This is a genomic window from Streptomyces sp. NPDC000983 (assembly GCF_040299205.1).
Classification (GTDB): domain Bacteria; phylum Actinomycetota; class Actinomycetes; order Streptomycetales; family Streptomycetaceae; genus Streptomyces.
On the sequence record NZ_JBEPBM010000040.1, the window covers coordinates 1 to 18,086 of the forward strand.

Here is an 18,086-nt window from a genome sequence, read left to right on the forward strand (position 1 = left end):
TCCGGCTGCGGACCAAGGTCACCCGGGGAGCCGGCAGCGCGGCCGCCGCCCTCGCGATGGTCTTCAAGCTCGTCGAATCCGCCCAGGCCCGCTGGTGGGCCGTGAACGCACCCCACCTCGTCGCCCTCGTCCGCGCCGGAGCCCACTTCGAACGCGGCCACCTCGTCGAACGCCCCGAGACTCACGCAGCCTGAACAACCTCAACTGATCCACAGGTCTTGACTATTACTCGCCCAACCCCACCGGCCCCAACAGCCCTGCTGGCCCAGGGCCTTACGAGCCATCCGTTCCTGGCTCACCCCCGCCATCACCCTCAACCGATGGTGGCAGGCCTGGACGGACACAGACCCACCCTCCGAACTCCAGGCCCTGACCGACGCAGTCACCACCGGACACGGCATTGACCTTTACCTCCGGATTTAACGAACTACCGGTAGCCGGTTGCGGGAGAAAGCCGGGGACCGGAAGGGTGCCGAGAACCTCTATCGGGAGGCTGCCAACCACGGCAGCACCGAAGCCCTCTTCCCCTTGGCTGTTTTGCGGGAGCAGGCAGGGGACAGAGAGGGCGCGGAGAACCTCTACCGGCAGGCCGCGGACAACGGCATGTCCGACGCCCTGCCCCGCGTGGTCACGCTGCGGGAGAGAGCGGGGGACCGGGAAGGCGCTGAGAACCTTGCCCGTCAGCTTGCAGACGACGGCAACCCCGAGGGGATGAGCCGCCTGGGCCGCTTGTGGGAGGAGGCCGGGGACCGGGCGAGTGCCGAAAACCTCTACCGGCAGGCCGCCGAACGCGACAGTAGCTTCGCCCTGAACTTCCTGGCCATCCTGCGGGAGCAGACAGGGGACCCGAAGGATGCAGAGAATTTCGCCCGGCTGGCAGCCGACCTCGGCAGCCCCGACACTCTCTACCGCCTGGGCCGGCTGCGGGAGAAGGCAGGGAATCGGAAAGGGGCCGAGAACCTCTACCGCCAGGTCGCCGACCGCGGCCACGCACGCGACATGCCTCCGGGAAACTCAGCCTTCGATGCATGGTGGCCCGATGGTCTGGACCCAGATGGACAGCCCACACCGCCATGGCAGTGATCGCCAGTTGTGACACAGGCCAGACAGCCGCCGCATCAAGACGAACCGGCGCGGTCGGGACATGGCACTCACCAGTCGTCGCGGGCCGGGTTCGCGCATTGGTCGGGGGCTCGCGCCACCCGGTGGCGCTGCTCGCTTGGATCGGGCAGGTGGGGCGGGTGGACAATGTCTGGGTGGAGGCGTTGGAGACGACGGCACAGGTTCGGGCGCGGATGAGCCTGCAAAAGAGCCGGAATACCCAGGTGGAGCTGGCATTGCGTCGTGCGTTGCATGCGGCGGGCCTGCGGTTTCGGGTGCATAGGCGGCCGGTGAAGGGGGTGCGTCGGGAGGCGGACATCGTGTTCGGGCCGGCGCGGGTGGCGGTGTTCGTGGATGGCTGTTTCTGGCATGGATGTCCGGAGCATGGCACCTGGCCGCGGCGGAATGCGGATTTTTGGCGGACCAAGATCGAGGGGAATCGGGTACGGGACGCGGACACCGATGAGCGGCTCGGACAGGCCGGGTGGCTGGCGGTGCGGGTGTGGGAGCACGAGTCGCCGTGGGAGGCGGCGGAGCGGGTGCGTGCGGTGGTGGAAGAGCGGCGCCGACGGCGTTGAGGCCCTTCTGCCGGAGTGGGGTGGGGCGGGTTGCCTCGCCCCACTCCAGCGGGGGCTTACATGAGGTCGTGGAAGTATCCGGGCACCGTGCCGGTCGGTGTGCCTACGAGCATGGCCCGGTCGAGGAGGCTGTTGTTGGTTTCGCAGCTGGTCTCGGGCAGCAGGACGCAGGCGTGGCAGGCGGCGAGGTTGACGTTGTCGACGCCGGTGGCCTCGGACTCCATGCACAGCGGGTCGTTGGAGCACCAGGCGGTGCGGGCGAGGGCGGCCTTGAGGGTGTGGGCCAGGCGGTCGGGTTCGCCCTGGGCGACAATGCCGCCGAGGCTGCCGGCCGAGTCGCTGGTGGCGGTGTAGAGCAGCAGGCCCGCCATGTTGTCGTCGCAGTACAGGCGCTCGCGCAGGGCGGATGTCGGGTAGCCGCCGTCCAGGCTCCACTCGTTGATCAGAATGTGTGCGAGGGTGTGGAGCAGGAGATAGCGCGGGGAGACGGGTGAGTCGATTTCTTCCGCGTCCTGCTGCTCCCCTCCTGCGGTCTTGGACGCACAGGTGCGGCGCCTGAGAAGCGTCAGGTGATTGTCGCGAATGCGCCGCGCGCGGGCGATCACCGTCTCATCGGTCTCCCAAGAACGCAGCCTGTTCTCGTCCAGGCGCAGGAACACGCCCTCGCCGATCACCTCCACGGCCGGAAGCCAGTCGATGTCGTCGGACAGGGTCAGCGGCGCCATGCGGTGGGCGGGATCCGCCTCGGAGGGCAAGTCACCGCGCATGAACGACGCCAGGGCCCGCACCTCGCGTAGCCGCTTGACCAGCATGGTGTCGCGCAGCCCCAGTGGTTGCAGCACGGCCGGGGAGCCCAATGGCTTTTCGCATACGAAGGGCTGCCATTCGGCCGTGTACCGCTCGGGGTTGCCGCGGACCAGCCGGATGTACTCCTCCTGCCGCAGCGCGCTGCGGGCCTTCGGTGTGGGAGTGTCGTCCTGGTCGGCCGCTACATCGTCGTCCTCGATGGCCTGGACGAGATGGATGATGTCTTCTGCCGTCGCGTTGACGCTCTTGAGCAGGGCGGCGTGGTTCTTGGCGAACCAGCGGATGGTGTCCTCGGATGCGCCGAGGAGTTTGTGCTTCTCCACCAGCTTGTGCAGGCCCTCGCCCCACGGCGGGATGGACAAGGCGCTGGCGACGAGGGGATGCCATACGGCGGAGGAGCCTCGCTGCATGGCCCGCGGTGCCTGGTCGCACCCTTCGGGGGGCACCTCCTTCAACCACGGGCGGCCGCCCTCGCAGCGGATGCCGAGATCTTTCAGGACGCGGCTGCGGAAGGCGCCCTCCATGGATACGTCCGGCACGCCGCAGCTGCAGGAGACGACGACCGACCGCAAGGATGCGGTGCTGCCGTTGGTGCCCAAGGAGAGGGTGCCGCCGCACAGGCCGCCTGTGTGGCCGCTGCCGCGGTGGACCCACCGCCAGTACGGAAAGTCCGAGATGTGGCCGTTGTTGCATGCCAGGACGAAGCGGGAGGGCACGAGGTCCTCCTCGCACGTCCCGCAACGCGCTATACGGGGCGGGGAGTTGAATTTGTAGAACGGCTGGAGCGTGGCGCACTTGGGGCACGAGTACATGTTCGGGAACCGGCGGACGTGCACCCCGTCCGTTGCTCGGTCCGGGTCTGGGGCGGGCGGCTGGCGGAAGGAGCGCACCTTCAGCAGGCGGGCCAGGCGACGCTCCAGGACCTCGGGGGCTTGGGAGACGTCCCAGGAGTCGAGTCCGGCGACGATGAACGACTCGTTGTCCACGGCGATCATCGCACCGACACCATAGGTCGTCACCATCTGGGAGCGTCGTACGCCGCCGAGCTTGCGGGGGCGGACGACGGCGGCGCCGGTGCCGCGTCGGCGGCGCGGGGGAGGGGGCGGGGTCATGGTGGTCAGTGCTCCAGGAAGAGGGTGGATTCGGCGTCGACGTCGCGAAGGCTCCACAGGGTGGACCAGCCAGCCGTTTCGGGGTCCTCGTCGTCGAAGCCGGCGAGGAGGGCGGGTTGGTGGGTGCCGCGCTTGGCTTCGTAGACCAGCTCGGGGTGGTCGGCTGCCTCGTTGAGCCACCATTGCACGAACTGGTCGAAGCTCTGGGCCGTCGCCTTGCGCTCGAGATCGTTGACCGCGTTGACGCGGGCGAGGATGCACGGGCGGACGAGGGCGTTGAGATCGTCGACGAATCCCGCGATGTGGGCGGCCGCCTCGTTGGGGCGAGCGGCGGGCAACAGCAGTCGGGCCAGGGCGACGACGACGGCGTGCAGTCCTCGGTCGCGGGCGCGTGAGGAGAAGGGGGTGACGCTGGTCGACTCCACCTCGCGGTACAGGGCTGAGTGGAAGGCGGGGAAGCTCTCGTAGTGCGAACGGTCCCGGGAGCGAGCCGAGTTGTACATGACCGCGACCAGGCCGGGGTGGCGGCGGCCGACGCGGCTGGTGGCCTGGATGTATTCTGCGGTGGTCTGTGGCTGGCCCATGACTGCCATCAGGCCGAGCCGGTCGATGTCGACCCCGACGGAGATCATGTTCGTGGCGAGCAGCACGTCCAGCGTGTCCGCTTCGGGCAACTGTCGTTCCAGTTGGCGTAGATGACGGGGGATGGCGCTGGAGTCGGCCCGGCTGCTGAGCTCGATCAGTTGGGAGGCGAGGCGGGGTGTGGCCGAGGCGCGGGCGCCGAGCAGTTCCAGGCGGTCTTGGACGTCGTCGAGGACCTGCAGCTCGGCGGCCGACAGCAGACGCAGGCTGTTGAAGTAGCCCACCAGGGTCCAGTATGCGTCCTTGACCTTCGGATCGGCGTCGGTGCGGGCGGCGGCGTCCAGCAGGGCGGCGTAGGTGCGCACCAGGAGAGTTGCCTGGCTGGTGCTCGGGGTGAGCAGCCCGATGTAGCGGCGGGATGCCTTGTCCTTGCGTGGGGTCTCGACGGCGAACCAGGAGTCGCGTGCGTCCAGGCCAGCGGGCGGGAACTGGGCCGTGCGACGGTCGAACAGGGCTCCGACCTGCTCGGTGGCCCGGCGGATGGTTGCCGTCGATGCCACCACCTTGGGCTTGTCCGCCAGTACGTCCACGGCCGTCTCGTACAAGCCGGTCAACGTCCCCAGCGGGCCGGAGATCAGGTGCAGTTCGTCCTGGACGATCAGCTCCGGCGGGCGCGGACCGCCCGGCTCGTCCCGGTTGAACAGCGCGGCCGTGGCCGGGCGCCACGGCATCGAGGCGAACTTGTCGACGGTTGCGATGACAAGGGTGGGATGCGCGTCGTAGATCGCCTCGTCGACCAGGTGGACGGGCAGTCCGGCATCGGTGTGGAAGGCGCAGCTCGTACTCGGGCATCGCACGATCATGCGGTGGGTGCTTGCGCGGACCTCGTAGTCGAAGGCGGTCAGCGGCTGACCGCACCACGGGCAGGCCTGCAGCTGGACCGGGTTCTCCTTTTGCAGGGACTTGCCCGGCTCGCGGCACAGCTTGTCCAGGCGATCCTGGGCACTGTCCAAATCGTTGGGGGTGGCCGACTTGCCCACCCACATGCCCAGCGAGATGGGCTCGATGCCCAACTGCGCCTCGTGCTCGGCGCGCACCTGCTCCATCGCGCAGATCAGTGCAGCGGCCCGCTCGAACTGCTGGAGCGTGAGCAGACGCAGGGTGTAGCGCATCACCACGGTCACCCCGCCACCGCGCGCCCCGTCGCGCAGTCGGCGCCAGAACGTGGTGAACGCGATCAGCCCGAGGTAGGCCTCGGTCTTGCCGCCGCCGGTGGGAAACCACAGCAAGTCCGCGACCTCGCGGTCCTCATGGTTGGGATCGACGATGCCCTCAAGGCACAGCAGCATGAACGCGATCTGAAAGGGACGCCACCTGCCTTTCTCGACCTGCGGTTGACCCCTTCTGCCCTGCTTGATCCAGGCCGTGCGCGCCCGCTGCTGCGCCATCGCCTGGTTCGCCCACCGAAAGGCGGCAAAGACATTCGGCTTGCGGTCGTCGCTGAGCAAGGCCACACCGCGCCGCATCCGCCCCAACGCCAGGCGGCACAGCTCCAGTTGTTGCCGCGCCGCCGCCTCGTGGGGTGTGCCGGCCAGGGCGCGGGCTTCTTCTTCGCGCGCCTCGATCCACTCCTGATACCCCTGAAGCAGGCGGGTGAGGGCAGCCACCACGTCCTCTTGTGTTCCCTGGCCCAGGCCGTGCATGGTCAGCGCCCGGTCGTCGATGTGCGGGTTGGAGTCGGTGAGCAGCACGTCGTGCGTGGGCACGAACTCGGTGCGCACCGATGCGACTGCGGCTCGCTTGGGCAGGGGGGTGCGCAGCGGCGGCGCCTGCCAGTCCCAGGCGACCGATGTGCCGTGGCCGGTGGCGAAGACGGGGGCGTGGCGATGCAGAAGTCGGCTGAGGGCCTGCTCGTCGTCGACCGGGCCGCGGCGGGCGGGGCGCTCCACGAAGGGACGGGTGCCCTCCGCGCCGTGGACGCTGACCTCCGGCTGGAAGAAGCAGTAGGCGTCCTGCAGATCGAACTCGCTGGCCGTCAGCGTGTTCACCACCGTCACTGTGACCGTCACCGTGCCCTCGACAGCTGGGCGCACCAGAGCCCGCCATTCCAGGCCGTCGTACAGCTTGCCCTTGATGGAACCGGGCCATCGCACGTCGAACTCGCCCGGCTCGCACACCAGCACCTCGCGACGCCAGCGCTCCTTTTGCCGTTCGGTGCTGCGGGCCTCGCTACGGCGCGGCTCGATCCGGTGGCCGGCCTCGTCCTCGGGAACGTAGCGGGCCGCCGTGACCGTGACCGTCACCTGCGGGGACTCCGTCGCATCGACGGCGAAGGTCAAGCCCATGGAGGAGGGCTTGCGCAGATTGGCCAGCGCGATGCCCAGGTCGGTGGCGCCCTGCTCGACGTCGTCGCCAGCAACGACGTCGGGCGGGGTGTCGACGCCGTCCTCCTCGTCGAGCGTCAGGGGCCGCTGCGCATCGATGTCGTCGGCGGAGGGCTGGGGGAAGAGGACGCCGATCGGATAGGCGGTGATCGGCGCGTCGTCGGTTAGGACCTCCTGTTCGGTCCCGTGCGGGCCGAGCAGGTCCTTGCGCAGCGCGGCGCGCAGGTCGGAACGCAGGTGGTAGTGCGCCGTGTGCGGCGACGGTGCGGTCACGGGTGGTGGTGTCCTTCCGGGACGGATTCGGCGTGGGTCCAGTCGAAGCGGCCCAAGCCGCACAGGCGCGGGGCGAGCCAGACGCCCCTGTCGCCCAGGCCCAGGCGCTCGGTGAGAGCGGGGAAGCCGGCGACACTCTCCACGGTGTCGATGCGCAGTCCGGTGACGCGGCACGGCCACCGCTCGACCTTCCACCCCGCATTGATCTTCAAAAGGCGCCACAGGTCGTGGCGGAAACGCTCGGAGACGACTCCGATCGGCTGGCCATCGTGGAAGATCCCATACGGCGGGGTCTCGACATCGGATGCGGGCAGGTCGTGGAGTCGGCGCAGCTCCACCGCGTCCCCGCCGTGCACCCGCTCGCGCAGGTACTGATGGAGGGCCGGGGGGTCGCTGACCGGATCGTCGGCGCCCGCGGGCGTGGCGCGGCACACGTCCAGATCGCCCGCCTCAATTCCGGAGCGCGCGTAGGACTGTCGGCCGCCGACGTACCACCGATCGGTGGGCTTGTGCTTGCGCATCATCCAGGTGTGCGGGCGGGCGAGCCGGTAGACGTCGTCGCGCGGCCGGGTCATCGCCACGTACAGCAGACGCGCCTCGGCCGGCGGGTCCGCGTGCTCCCCGCGCCATTCCGACGGCGCGGGCGGCTCGACGATCAGGACACGGTCGAACTCCAGACCCTTGGCCCGGTGCACGGTGGAAATGACGAGTGGATGGAAAGGGGGTGCGGTCAGTTCGTCGGGCAGCCGGCCCTCGGCAACGGCGCGGCGCAGCGCCTCGAGGTCGAGGGTGCCTCGGGGACCGGCGGCGCAGCGCCGCAGCGCATGCCACGTGCGCGACGCATCCCAGGCGGGCGCAAGCACGGCCAGGTCGCGGAAACGGTCCTCGGTCAGCTGGGCGGCGCTGGTCGCCAGCAGCAGCTGGGACACCCACGCCGGTGTGGGACGCGAGCGGGGCGAGCGCTGGATATGGTGATCCACCCCCAGCGTGTGCAGCCGTTCCGACAAGTGCAGGACCTGGCCGTTGTCACGGCACAGGATCGCGGTGGTGCCCTCGAATTGCCGCAACGAGGCCAGGGTGAACGCATCATCAAGGGGGCCGAAGTCGGGGACGAGGGCGAGGTCGGAGCGCAGCTGCGCATACACCGCCTCAGCTTCCTTCGCCGCCTCGCCCCTCTCGGCCGGCAGGGTCTGCAGTCGCGGCCCGTACGGCAATGCGATACGGGCCTCTTTGGTGCGGGCGCGGAAGTTGTCGGCGAGGGTCACTTCGACCAGATCGTCGCCGAACGAAACGCGCACCCAGCGGAAGAAGAGATTCGTCTCGTTCGCACGCTCGTCGGGGTCGGCGACCTGGAAGCCGTAGATCGCCTGCGCGGCGTCGCCGACCACGGTGAAACCGCAGTTGTCCGCGTACCGGTCGAGAAGCGCCTCGACCATGTCGCGGCGCACGCCCACGAGGTCCTGCACCTCGTCGATGACGACGTGCGCGGGCACCCCCTGCTCCGAGGCATCCAGCACGCCCCGCTCGATCGCCTCGGTGGCCATCGCGATGCGCTGGTCGAAGCTGGTGCCGCCCAGGTCGTCACGCTGGGGGTTTTCCAGCAGCAGCACGGACAGCGCCCAGCCGTCGAAGGTCTGGGCCCGCACCCGACGAGCGGTGGTGGCGAGCTTGTCGACGCGCTCGCGCAGCTCGCGCACGGCGGCGCGCGAGAAACTCAACACGAGGATCTCACCTGCCAAAAGCTCCTCAGTGCCGGTCAGATGCTCCAGCCGGTAGGTGAGGGTGGTCGTCTTGCCCGCGCCCGCGCCCGCCGTGACGAGCGTCCTGGCATCCCACGGCTTGGTCACGACGGACAGCTGGGCGGGGGTGAGAGAAAGGCCCACCCCTTCCGAGACGGTCACTGCTGTCCCTTCTTCCACAGGTACTCGAACTCGGTGAAGGCAAGACCCGCGTCGTAATTCACGATGTTGTCGCGCACGTCGAGGATCAGGCAAGTGCCCTTGCCACCGTTGCGGGGCCCGCGAAGACCGCGGCCGATCATCTGCTGGTAGCTGTTGGCGCTGTAGACGGGACGGGCGATGACCACTGCCCGCGTCGCCGGCGCGTCGAATCCCTGCGTGAGCACGCCGTAATTGGTGATGACACGGATCTGGCCTCTGCGGAAGGCCTCCACGCGCTTGCGCCGCTCGGCGGTCGGAGTCGCCGAGTCGATCGCCGCCGCCCGGATGCCCCGGTCGCCGAGCTTGGCCGCAAGGAACTTGGCGTGAGAGACGGACGTGGCGAACACCAGCACCGGCCAGTCCTCGGGCATCGCCGCGATCTCGTCCAGGAGCATCTGATTGCGGGCCTCGTCCTCGGCCAGACGTTGCTCGGCACCCTTGGGCAAAAAGCCGTTGAACTGCTCGACGGTGCGCAACTCGTCCGGGCTGAGCTGCATCCGCGCACCGTCCAGCTCCCGGTGCTCGACCTGCGACAACACGCCCAGCTGCTGCAGACTCGGAATCGGCTCGCCCAGGAAGACCCCCTCATCCAGTCGGCGATTGCCGAACCGCTGAGCGAGCTGCCGGGTACGTTCGGCGTCGTTGCGGAACGGGGTGGCGGTCAGACCGACCAGGTGACGGGAGGTCTCCCAACGGGTCAGGCCGAGCTGCTCGAAAATCTTCGTGTACTCGGGCGACGTCGCCACATGCGCCTCGTCGACCAGCGCCAGGGACGCCCCGCGCAACCACGCGTACTCGTCCGTGTGCAGGCACACCCGCAACTTCGCATCGGTCGCCACGACCAGATGCGGGCGGCCGGTGACCGGGGTGGCGGAGTTGCTGCTCCACAGTCGGTCGATGACCAGCGGCTGGTCCGCACCGACCTTCTCCCACACGAACTTCCAGGACTGCACGGCCTGCTCGCACAGCTCCTCGGTCTGCGCGATCCACAGGATCGGCCCCGCCGGGGTGCCCGCCTCGCGGATCCAGCGGATGACGCCCTCGGCCGTGACACGGGTCTTGCCCGCTCCGGTCGGCAGGCTGAGCATGGCCCGCTGCGGCGTCGGCAGCGTCAACAGCTCTGTCAGCTTCGACGCCAGACGCTCCTGGTAGGCGTGCAGAGCGGGGAATTCCGTAGGCCCCTGCGCTTCCTCCCTGGCCGGCGGGGAGGGCACGCGCGTGCCAGCGAAGGAGTCGGGAAAGCCCAGATCGGTCACGAACCGCAGTGCCGAGGCGCTGCCGTCGAAGTAGCGCGGTGCGTTGGCGTACTGGGCGGCGATGTCCTTGGCGTGCACCCGCAGCACCGACTCGTCGTGCGCGTTGTAGGCCATCTCGGCAAGCCGGCGTGCATCGGGCTCACGACCGGTCTCGGAGATCTCGCTGACCAGCAGACCGGTGGGCAACTCCCTCTTGATGTCCTCCTCGTCGATCATCATGGCGATCTTGTCGATGACGCTGTCGCTGCGGCGGATAGCGGCCAGGCGGGCCTGATAGGCGCGGTCGGCCTGGTCCGCCTCGTACTTCTGGATCAAGGCCCGGCACCCGGAGACCCCCATGTGCCAGCCGAACTCGCGGTCGGCGATGACGAGTGCCTCCTCGACCGACAAACGGTCGGGCACCAGCACCGTGTGCTCCTGCCGGGTCCCGTCCAGCGGCTTGGTCCGGCTGCCGTTGGGGGTACGGACGACTTCCTCCAGCTCCGAACAGCGCTGCAACATCAGACCGTTGGCGCGGCTGCCCAGGCGCTGGCGCAGCGGCGGGTACTCGTCGACCAGCGGCACCGGCAGGCCCACCGGCACGACGCGCACCCGCTTCTCGACGACGTCCGAAACCCGCCGCATCCCCCACTCGGTGATCATGAACTCGGCCTGCTCGCGATCGCCTTCGGCGTCGACGAGGAGCGCGGGGTGCTTCTCCCGGATCAGCTCCTCGTACTCGGCGCGCGACAGGGCCACGGCGATCTCGTTGTCCGGGCGCATCTGCCAGTCCTCGCCCACCCGGCAGCGCACCGTCTCCTCGACCACCACCAGTTCCAGGGCGACGCGGATCAACGTGGCGTACGTGCGGCCGACCAGGGCGTCGTCCTCACTGCTCTTGGCCAGCTCCAGAAGGTGGGACCAGCGTCGCGGCGCGACCTCCTCCACCGAGGTCGGCAGTCCCAGACGGCGCGCCTTGTCCTGCTCGAGCTGGGTGGCAACGGGCAGGACGTGCGCGTAGGCGGCAAGCTGCGGGCCGACGGCGTCACACACCGACACCAGTCCCTTGGAGGTGTGCACCGTCCCGCTCCGGCGCAGCAGCCACAGGATGGGGGAGGGGACCCGGGTGCGGGTGCTCACATTGCGGCCGATCTGCCGCGTCCAGGACTCCACGAGCCCGTCGGTCGGCACGGCGTCGAGGAACGCGGCCCTGCCCTCGGACGAAAGACGCTCGAAGAGGTGGAGCGGACCGGCCGTCGGCGAGCCCTCCAGACGCACGGTACTCATCTGTACACGGTGGGCCGTGGAGTCGAGGCTTTCCAGGTACGCCTCGTGCAGGGCGCGGTGGTAGGTCTCGAACCAGGGGTCCTGCTCGGGGTGGTGGCCCCGCGCGGGGCGGTCCTTCATGCCCAGTTCCCGCAGGGTGGAGGCGTCGTGGACGGACAGGTCGACGGCGATCTCCGCGTCCCGAGAGCCGTCCGCTGGTACGACCTTGCCGGGCAGCAGGCAGTCCCTCATGGGACGAAAGGCGCCGGCGACCGTCTTGACGTGCAGGATCTCGTCGTGCTTCGGCACCTTCGCACGGATGGTCAGCACCTGCGCGCTGCCGCCGGCGCTGCGCAGCAACTCCCAAAAACGGGCCCACGAGTCGGCGGTGTAGCCGGCGAAGCCCTGGTCGAGCACGCTCTCGAACCGGCCGCGGCTGTCCGCGTCGCGGATCCCCACACGGTCCAGGTGCAGGAGCAGGGACGGGTCGGAGGCGATCCGCTCGTCGACGTACACCAGGTCATCGGGCAGGCCGTCGATGCCGGAGTTGCGAAAGACGCTGCCCGCAACGGGCGCGACGAAACCGTGCCCGGCGGTCAGGACGATCCGCGCCCGGCGGGCATCCTGCGTCTGGTCGGACGGCAGCTTGTCCAGGAGCTGGGACAGCAGACGGATCGCGGCGGCGGAGGCCTCGACGGTGCCGTCCTCGACCAGCGCCTCCAGCCAGTCGCGCACCGACTCCACCGGCCTGTCCGCGGCGGTCAGGAAGTGGGTCAGCTTGCCCCGACGCCCACCCACCTCCACGGAGTGGTGCACCCAGTTACGGGGACGACGGGGATACGCACGCCACAGCTCCAGAGCCTCCTTCGGCAGCCCCTCGGGGTGGATACGCAGCTCGGCCGGGATGCGCAACGTGCCGTCCTGGTCGGGCAGGGACGGGTTCTGGGCCGTCAACCTCCACACGAGTTCGGTCAGTCGGGCACACGCCCAGTTCGGCGACTCCTTGGTGCGGCCGGGCAGCAGCGGGAGGTAGGCCGCCGGGTCCTCGGGCTCGGCCAGCTCCGGCAGGGAGCCGACCACCAGGTTGGCCGCGACCCGGAGCAGCTCCTCGTTGAGTGCGCTGCCGGTGAGCAGGTTCTGCCGGTCCTCGTTGGTCTTCCAAGCCGCGTTGAGCGCACCGCTGAGCGTGGTGGCGTACTTGGTCGGGAAGAACGACCAAAACCATCCGCGCTCGTTGGGAACCTGCCGGATGCCCTGGTCGTTGACCTTGTACTCGGGTACCGCCCAGGAGACGTCGATGGTGACGCGGGCGTGCAGTTCACCGGCGGCGTTACGGGACTCGTCCGTCACCTGGTGCGGCACCATGAAGACACGGAACCTCTCCACCTGGGCGGGGGAGCCGCCGCGCGCCTCACGGACGGTGTGCAAGGCACCGTCGTGCTCCACGGTGATCTCGCGGCGCACCTTCGGCATCACGCGGACGTCCTCCAGCACCACCGTGCCCACATGATGGGAGAAGAGCTGGAACAGACGCGGGAACTCCTCGCGGGCGCCGTCGTTGCGTCCCCGGCCCGCCTGATGGATGTCCAGGCCCAACCGCTCCGCCGCGCCCGGCAGCAGGGGCAGCCGTACGACGGTCGTGGCCCAGGTCAGCAGCGCGCGCAGGCGCTCGTCGCGGGCGCACTCCCCTTCCACGTCCAGGCGCCGGGCCAGGCGGAGCACCGGGGTTTCGCCGACCGTGTCCACCGGCGCGAGTCCCCGCTCGGCGCGTCCCTTGTTGACGGCGGCGAGGATTTCGGCCGCCGACCAGTCCGCGTCGAATCCGAACGACCCGGAGGTGCTGAAGAACTGCGGGGTGCGCGTCACCGACAGGACGGACTTCACGCCCACCCCGAAGCGGCCGATCTGCCCGCCTCGCTTGCGGGAGACGCCCATGCGCAAGATGGTGTCCGCGCCGTCCGGCGTGATCGGGGTTCCCTCGTTCGCGCAGTACAGGTGGTGCTCGGTGAGGATCACGTGGATTTTGCCCCCCTGCTGCTCGCGCAGTTCGTCCGCGGCGTTCTGCACCAGCTCGAAGAGCTGCCGGTCCCCGTATCCGCCCTGGTGGATGCGGCGCTCGCCGTTGGCGTCCTCCTCGACACGGTCGGGATTGAAGGCGTAGGTGCCCAGGGCGAGCTCGGTGAGCTCGGCGATCTTCGTCAGGACGGCTCTGTCCGCGTGACTGTTCACGAAGGTGTGTACTCCTCGAAGACGGCTGGCGACCCCGGCACCGACGGTCGACCACGAAGCGGGCCTTGGGCCGGGTGCCGGAAAGGTGTACGAGACGGCGGCCCGAGCCCTTGTGGGCCGGGGGAGCGCTCGGCTCGGGCGCACTGCCGTGCGCTTGTGGTTGCGTGAAGCGTCGGGTCTGCGGTAGTTACGCGAGCGCGAAGCGGCCCGACGGTCGTCGAAGTGGTCCTGCGAGGAATCGATGGTTGTGCACGAGTAAGGCCCCCCTTAGCCGTGTTTTGGCATTCCGACAAAAGCGGTGCACCACTAGGGCTTCCCCAAGCCCGATCGGGGTGCTCTCCTCGTCGTCGGCGGGACGCTATACCCGTGTGGCCTGCGATGTCCAGTCGCTTCGGGCAACTTCTGAGGTCCCGTCAACTGGCAGTGGCGTTGTCAGTGGCGCCTGCTATAGGGGCCACCGGCAGGGCCGTCGTCTATTGGTTTTTGACACGCGGGTGGATGTCAAAGACGCCTGGTAGCATCCCCGGCATGCCCGCATCGGGATGAGCCGACGAGACCGACGGAGGTCGACCCACCGCCATGACAGGGCAACAGGCAGAAGCGTTCGGGCCGTGGCTCGGACGGCAACTGCGGCGCGCGGGCCTGTCGCAGGCCCAGCTCGCCGTTGAGCTGGGCAAGACACGCGCCGCGGTCTCCGCGTGGATCACCGGACGCGCCGAGCCACGCGAGGACGTCAAGGCGCACATTGCGCAGATCCTCGGCACCGATCTGGCCTCCCTGGTGACCAGGACGGCCGACGTCCCCCTCGACCTGCCCCTGGTATGGCAGCACCGGCCGGCCCACGCCGACGGCGGCCGCGAATACGGCAATGTCGCCGCCTTCGCCTTCGACGCCGACCTGTCCGTCCTCGCGCGCGAGGCCACGCAGAACTCACTCGACGAACGCTTCGAGGCACAACAGCCGGTGCGCGTGCACTACATGCTCCACGAACTTAGCGGCGACCACTTGGACGCCTTCCTCAAGGCCGTGCACTGGGACGAGCTGAGCGCGCACTACGAGCAGGCCGCCGCCGGTGGACAGAAAGTCTCCCGCGGGCTGCGCGCCGCGCTCAATGAACTGGCGGACAGCCGCTCCCTTTTGCTGTTGCGCATCGATGACTACAACGCTTTTGGCCTGACAGGCCCCGAATACGGCGATGGCCGCTACGCCGCGGTCGTGCGCCGTACCCTCGACTCGCACAAGACCGCTGGAGGTCGCGCCGGCGGTTCGTACGGGTTGGGCAAAGCCACGCTCTGGGCCACCAGCCGCTTCGGCCTCGTCCTCGTGAACTCCACGCTCGGCGAGGCACATGAGGGCCGCACTCACCGCCGCGTCGTGGGGCGTCTGGACCTGCCGTGGCACACCCTCGACGGCGAGGCCTATGCGGGACCCGCATGGTTCGGTGAGCCCGAGACCGACCCCGAACGTAAAGACGTCGCCCGATCCTGGTGGGCCGACGAGTCCACCGTGCGCGACCTGCATTTGGAGCGCATAAGTGACGAGCCCGGCACGTCGTTCCTCGTGGTGGGCGCTCACGACGCCTCGGGGGATGCGGAGACGCTGCAGGAGATGCACGACAAGTGCGTGCGCTCCCTCGCCGACGGTTTCTGGGCCGCGATGATCGGTGGGCGCGACGCCGGCCCCCTGCTGGAGGCCCGCGTCACCACGCTGCGCAACGGACAGGTGGTCATACCCGAAGAGCGCGTCGACCCTCACGCTCACCATCCGGCCCTCGCCCGCGCCCTGCAGGCCTACCTCGACAGTGAGACCGTTCCCGAACTCACCGCCGGTGATCACGTCGCCCACGCCGAGGTTCCCCTCATCGTCACCCCTCTCAAACGCACCGGCCGCGCCCGTGACAAAGGCCGCGAACACCTGGCCGTCCTGCTGCTCACCCCGGCCGACGACGCCGACGAGCGCTTCAACCGCATCGTGTGCATGCGCGGCAACCGCATGACGATCACCGAACAGCGGCCCCGCGACCTGCCGCTGGGCACCATGCCGTTCCAGGCCGTCCTTTTGGCCGGCTACGCCACCGGCCGCACTGGCGAGGACGTCGACCTGGCGGAGGCGTTCCTGCGGGCCTCCGAACCGCCCGAGCACGACCGCTGGGACCGCACCGAGGAACTCACCACCAGCTACGAGCGCGGCGCGCTCAGCCGCATCAAAGAATTCCGTCACGGCATCGACAAGGCGGCACGCTCCCTCGCCGTCCGTCGCGAGGCCACCCGCAGCGGCGGACCGAGCGTCCTGCGTGAACTGCTCACCCTCGAGACCGACACCACCGCGGGCGCCGGCCCACGCCGCACGCAGTCCTTCCCCACGGTGCGCACCCTCAGCGCCCACCTGGAAGACACCGGGGCCTGGAACGTCACGGTTACCCTCAAACTCCCCGACGCCGACGACCCCTGGCTGCTCACCCCCGTCGCCAAATTCGACGTACGCTCCGGCGGCAGGCCGACCATCGACTGGTCGCTGCTGGTCGGCTCGGAAAGCTGCCGCGCCGAAGGCGGCCACATCATGGTCGAACCCGGCGTGCGCACCGCCGTCTTCACCGGCGTGACCGACCCCGCCACCCACCCCGTCAAGGGCGCCTTCGCACGCCTGGCCGTCGACATCCTCCAGCCCCGCAAAGGCGCCGCGTGAAATCCGTCTTCCCCTACCCGACCCTGTTTGGCGACATCGCCTTCGACATCACTGCCGTCACCGTGGACGGCACCCCGCTGCCGTACGCTCAGGTGTCGACGAGCGAACGCACCGTCGCCCTGCACCGATCAGGCCGCAAACACTGGACGCGGGCCACGCTCCACCTCAAGGCCCGCCTCCCCGAGCCCGAGCTCGCCGAGGGGCCCTTCACAGACCTCACCTGCCTGGCCGTCCTCACTGAAAAGGCCACCAACACGCGCACCACCGCCCGCCTGGCCCGCACGCCCGGCGGCGACTGGCACGGCACCATCGACCTCGGCAAAGACCACCACCTGCGCCACGCCACGCTCACCGTGCACGCCATCGCCACTGTCGAGGGTGTAGCCGGCCGACTGGTCGGCTCCGCCGAACAGGACTGGTATGTGGACCTGCGCGAGTCCACCCCCATCCGACGCCGGGAGATCGACATCGTCGAGGTGGACTTCCGCGACGGCCCGCACGAGTGGCTGCGCCCCTTCCACGAGGCACCCTGGATCGTCGAGACCAGCGCCGACACCCCGACCGTCTACCTCAACACCACCGCCGTCGAAGGCCTGATGGAGGTCCTGACCGCCAAGGGGGGCACCACGGCCGAACGCGTGCTGCGCGACATGACCGCCAGCCACATCGCCCAGGACGCCTGGACGGCCATGTTCCACACCGCCATCAGCGACCTCGACGTCGACGAGGACGGCACCCCGGTCATGCCCACGGGCTGGCGTGAGGCTGTCGTTCGCACGATGCTCCCCGATGTCCTGCCCGGCCGCCAACCCACCGACGCCCTCTACGACATCAACGAGCGCCGCACCCAGGGATTCGGGTGGTCCCAACTGCAGAGCGCGATCCAGTACGCGGCCGGAAAACGCAGCCGCGTCACCAAGAAACTGACCAACGCGGTGCGCACCGTCGACCGTACGGACAAGGGCGGGAACTGATGCCCCGAGCCACCCCCCACGACATCCCCCCGGTGCTCGGCCTGCTCCCCGACGCGGTCGTGGCCAAATACCTCAGCCACGCCATTCAATCCGGGCAGGAGACACCGCCTCAGGTCGCCCTGCGCAAGGCCGCCACCCTGCTGCCCCCCACCGAGGCACGCCGGCACACCGCCCCCCTCCGGCAGCTGCTGGAGGAGGCGATGCGACGCTTCGACGACCAGCGCACCGCTGCCGATGCCTGGCTCGCCCCCCGCCTGCACGCCACCCTGCGCCTGACCCGGGCCGAGGCCGCCGACGGCTGGCTGTGGAACTACCTCGCCCTGCTCGTCGCACCGGACTACGTCCTCTGGCGCCACCAGGGCACCGAAACCACCGCCACCTCCCGCTTCAGCGGCGCGCACTACACCCAGGCCTTCTCTCGTCTGTGGTGGGCGGCGGAACTCTTCCGCGACGGCGCCGACTACCGCCCGGTGGAAACCGCCTGCCGCGTGCAGGACGTCCTGAACACCACCCTGCGGCTGGACGTCATCGACCACCGCCCCACCGCTCTGGCGATTGTGCGGATCCTCGACCGCCTGATCGCCGACGGCATCCCACGCCCGGGCGATCACGTCAACGCGCTGTCCTCCGCCGTCAACACCGCAGGCAGCACCCTCGTCTACGACGTCCTGGCACCCGACCCCGGGGGAGAGGGGGAAGCCGTCCTGGACTGGATCGCCGAGGCCCAGGACGCCCCGGCTGTACCCTTTGAGCGGCTGCCGGACGGGCCCGACGACGGACGCGTGAGCGCACAGTCCGTGGACACCCTCGTCGCCCTGTTCGACAAACTTCTGGCCGAGGCCCCCAGGAGACAGCGGTCAACCCTGCGACCGGCGGACCCCAGCGTCATCCCGTAGCAGGCGACCGAGGCCCAGCGCCCC

Annotated in this window: 9 protein-coding genes and 2 pseudogenes; 7 read left to right on the top strand and 4 right to left on the bottom strand. The window is 69.4% G+C overall.

Annotated elements, in window-relative coordinates; translation table 11 throughout:
• From ABT296_RS31870 to ABT296_RS31880, 4 genes and pseudogenes are all read left to right on the top strand, one after another.
• Positions 1-194: pseudogene (locus ABT296_RS31870) on the top strand (IS256 family transposase); the annotation flags it as partial.
• A gap of 36 nt (positions 195-230) precedes the next feature.
• Positions 231-404 (top strand): annotated as a pseudogene (locus ABT296_RS38785) (IS701 family transposase); the annotation flags it as partial.
• Positions 405-441: 37 nt separating this feature from the next.
• Entirely contained in the window at positions 442-1,083 is a 642-nt protein-coding gene (locus tag ABT296_RS31875) for a tetratricopeptide repeat protein (protein WP_351932411.1), read from the top strand.
• Positions 1,084-1,241: 158 nt separating this feature from the next.
• Positions 1,242-1,679, top strand: a complete 438-nt coding sequence (locus ABT296_RS31880) for a very short patch repair endonuclease (protein ID WP_244173759.1) — start codon at positions 1,242-1,244, stop codon at positions 1,677-1,679.
• 56 nt (positions 1,680-1,735) lie between these two features.
• Here the strand turns inward: ABT296_RS31880 and drmB are convergent, their stop codons facing one another.
• Genes drmB through ABT296_RS31900 form a run of 4 tightly spaced genes read right to left on the bottom strand, consistent with a single transcriptional unit; the run spans position 1,736 to position 13,507 of the window.
• The gene (gene drmB / locus ABT296_RS31885; RefSeq protein ID WP_351932414.1) at positions 1,736-3,598 is read right to left on the bottom strand and encodes a DrmB family protein; all 1,863 of its coding nucleotides are present in this window, start codon (positions 3,596-3,598) and stop codon (positions 1,736-1,738) included.
• Positions 3,599-3,603: 5 nt separating this feature from the next.
• On the bottom strand, positions 3,604-6,837 hold the full coding sequence (locus tag ABT296_RS31890) for a helicase-related protein (RefSeq protein ID WP_351932416.1): 3,234 nt from the start codon (positions 6,835-6,837) through the stop codon (positions 3,604-3,606).
• Positions 6,834-8,738, bottom strand: coding sequence for a UvrD-helicase domain-containing protein (locus ABT296_RS31895; protein WP_351932418.1), 1,905 nt, complete (start codon positions 8,736-8,738; stop codon positions 6,834-6,836). The genes ABT296_RS31890 and ABT296_RS31895 overlap by 4 nt, the downstream gene beginning before the upstream one ends.
• Positions 8,735-13,507: a DEAD/DEAH box helicase gene (locus tag ABT296_RS31900; protein WP_351932420.1), complete on the bottom strand. Its 4,773-nt coding sequence runs from the start codon at positions 13,505-13,507 to the stop codon at positions 8,735-8,737. The genes ABT296_RS31895 and ABT296_RS31900 overlap by 4 nt, the downstream gene beginning before the upstream one ends.
• A 579-nt stretch (positions 13,508-14,086) precedes the next feature.
• Here ABT296_RS31900 and ABT296_RS31905 point away from each other — a divergent pair.
• Genes ABT296_RS31905 through ABT296_RS31915 form a run of 3 tightly spaced genes read left to right on the top strand, consistent with a single transcriptional unit; the run spans position 14,087 to position 18,062 of the window.
• Entirely contained in the window at positions 14,087-16,192 is a 2,106-nt protein-coding gene (locus ABT296_RS31905) for a helix-turn-helix domain-containing protein (RefSeq protein ID WP_351932422.1), read from the top strand.
• Positions 16,189-17,166, top strand: a complete 978-nt coding sequence (locus ABT296_RS31910) for a hypothetical protein (protein WP_351932424.1) — start codon at positions 16,189-16,191, stop codon at positions 17,164-17,166. Before ABT296_RS31905 ends, ABT296_RS31910 begins: the two co-directional genes overlap by 4 nt.
• Positions 17,166-18,062, top strand: a complete 897-nt coding sequence (locus ABT296_RS31915; RefSeq protein WP_351932426.1) for a DUF6339 family protein — start codon at positions 17,166-17,168, stop codon at positions 18,060-18,062. The genes ABT296_RS31910 and ABT296_RS31915 overlap by 1 nt, the downstream gene beginning before the upstream one ends.
• Positions 18,063-18,086: the final 24 nt, after the last annotated feature.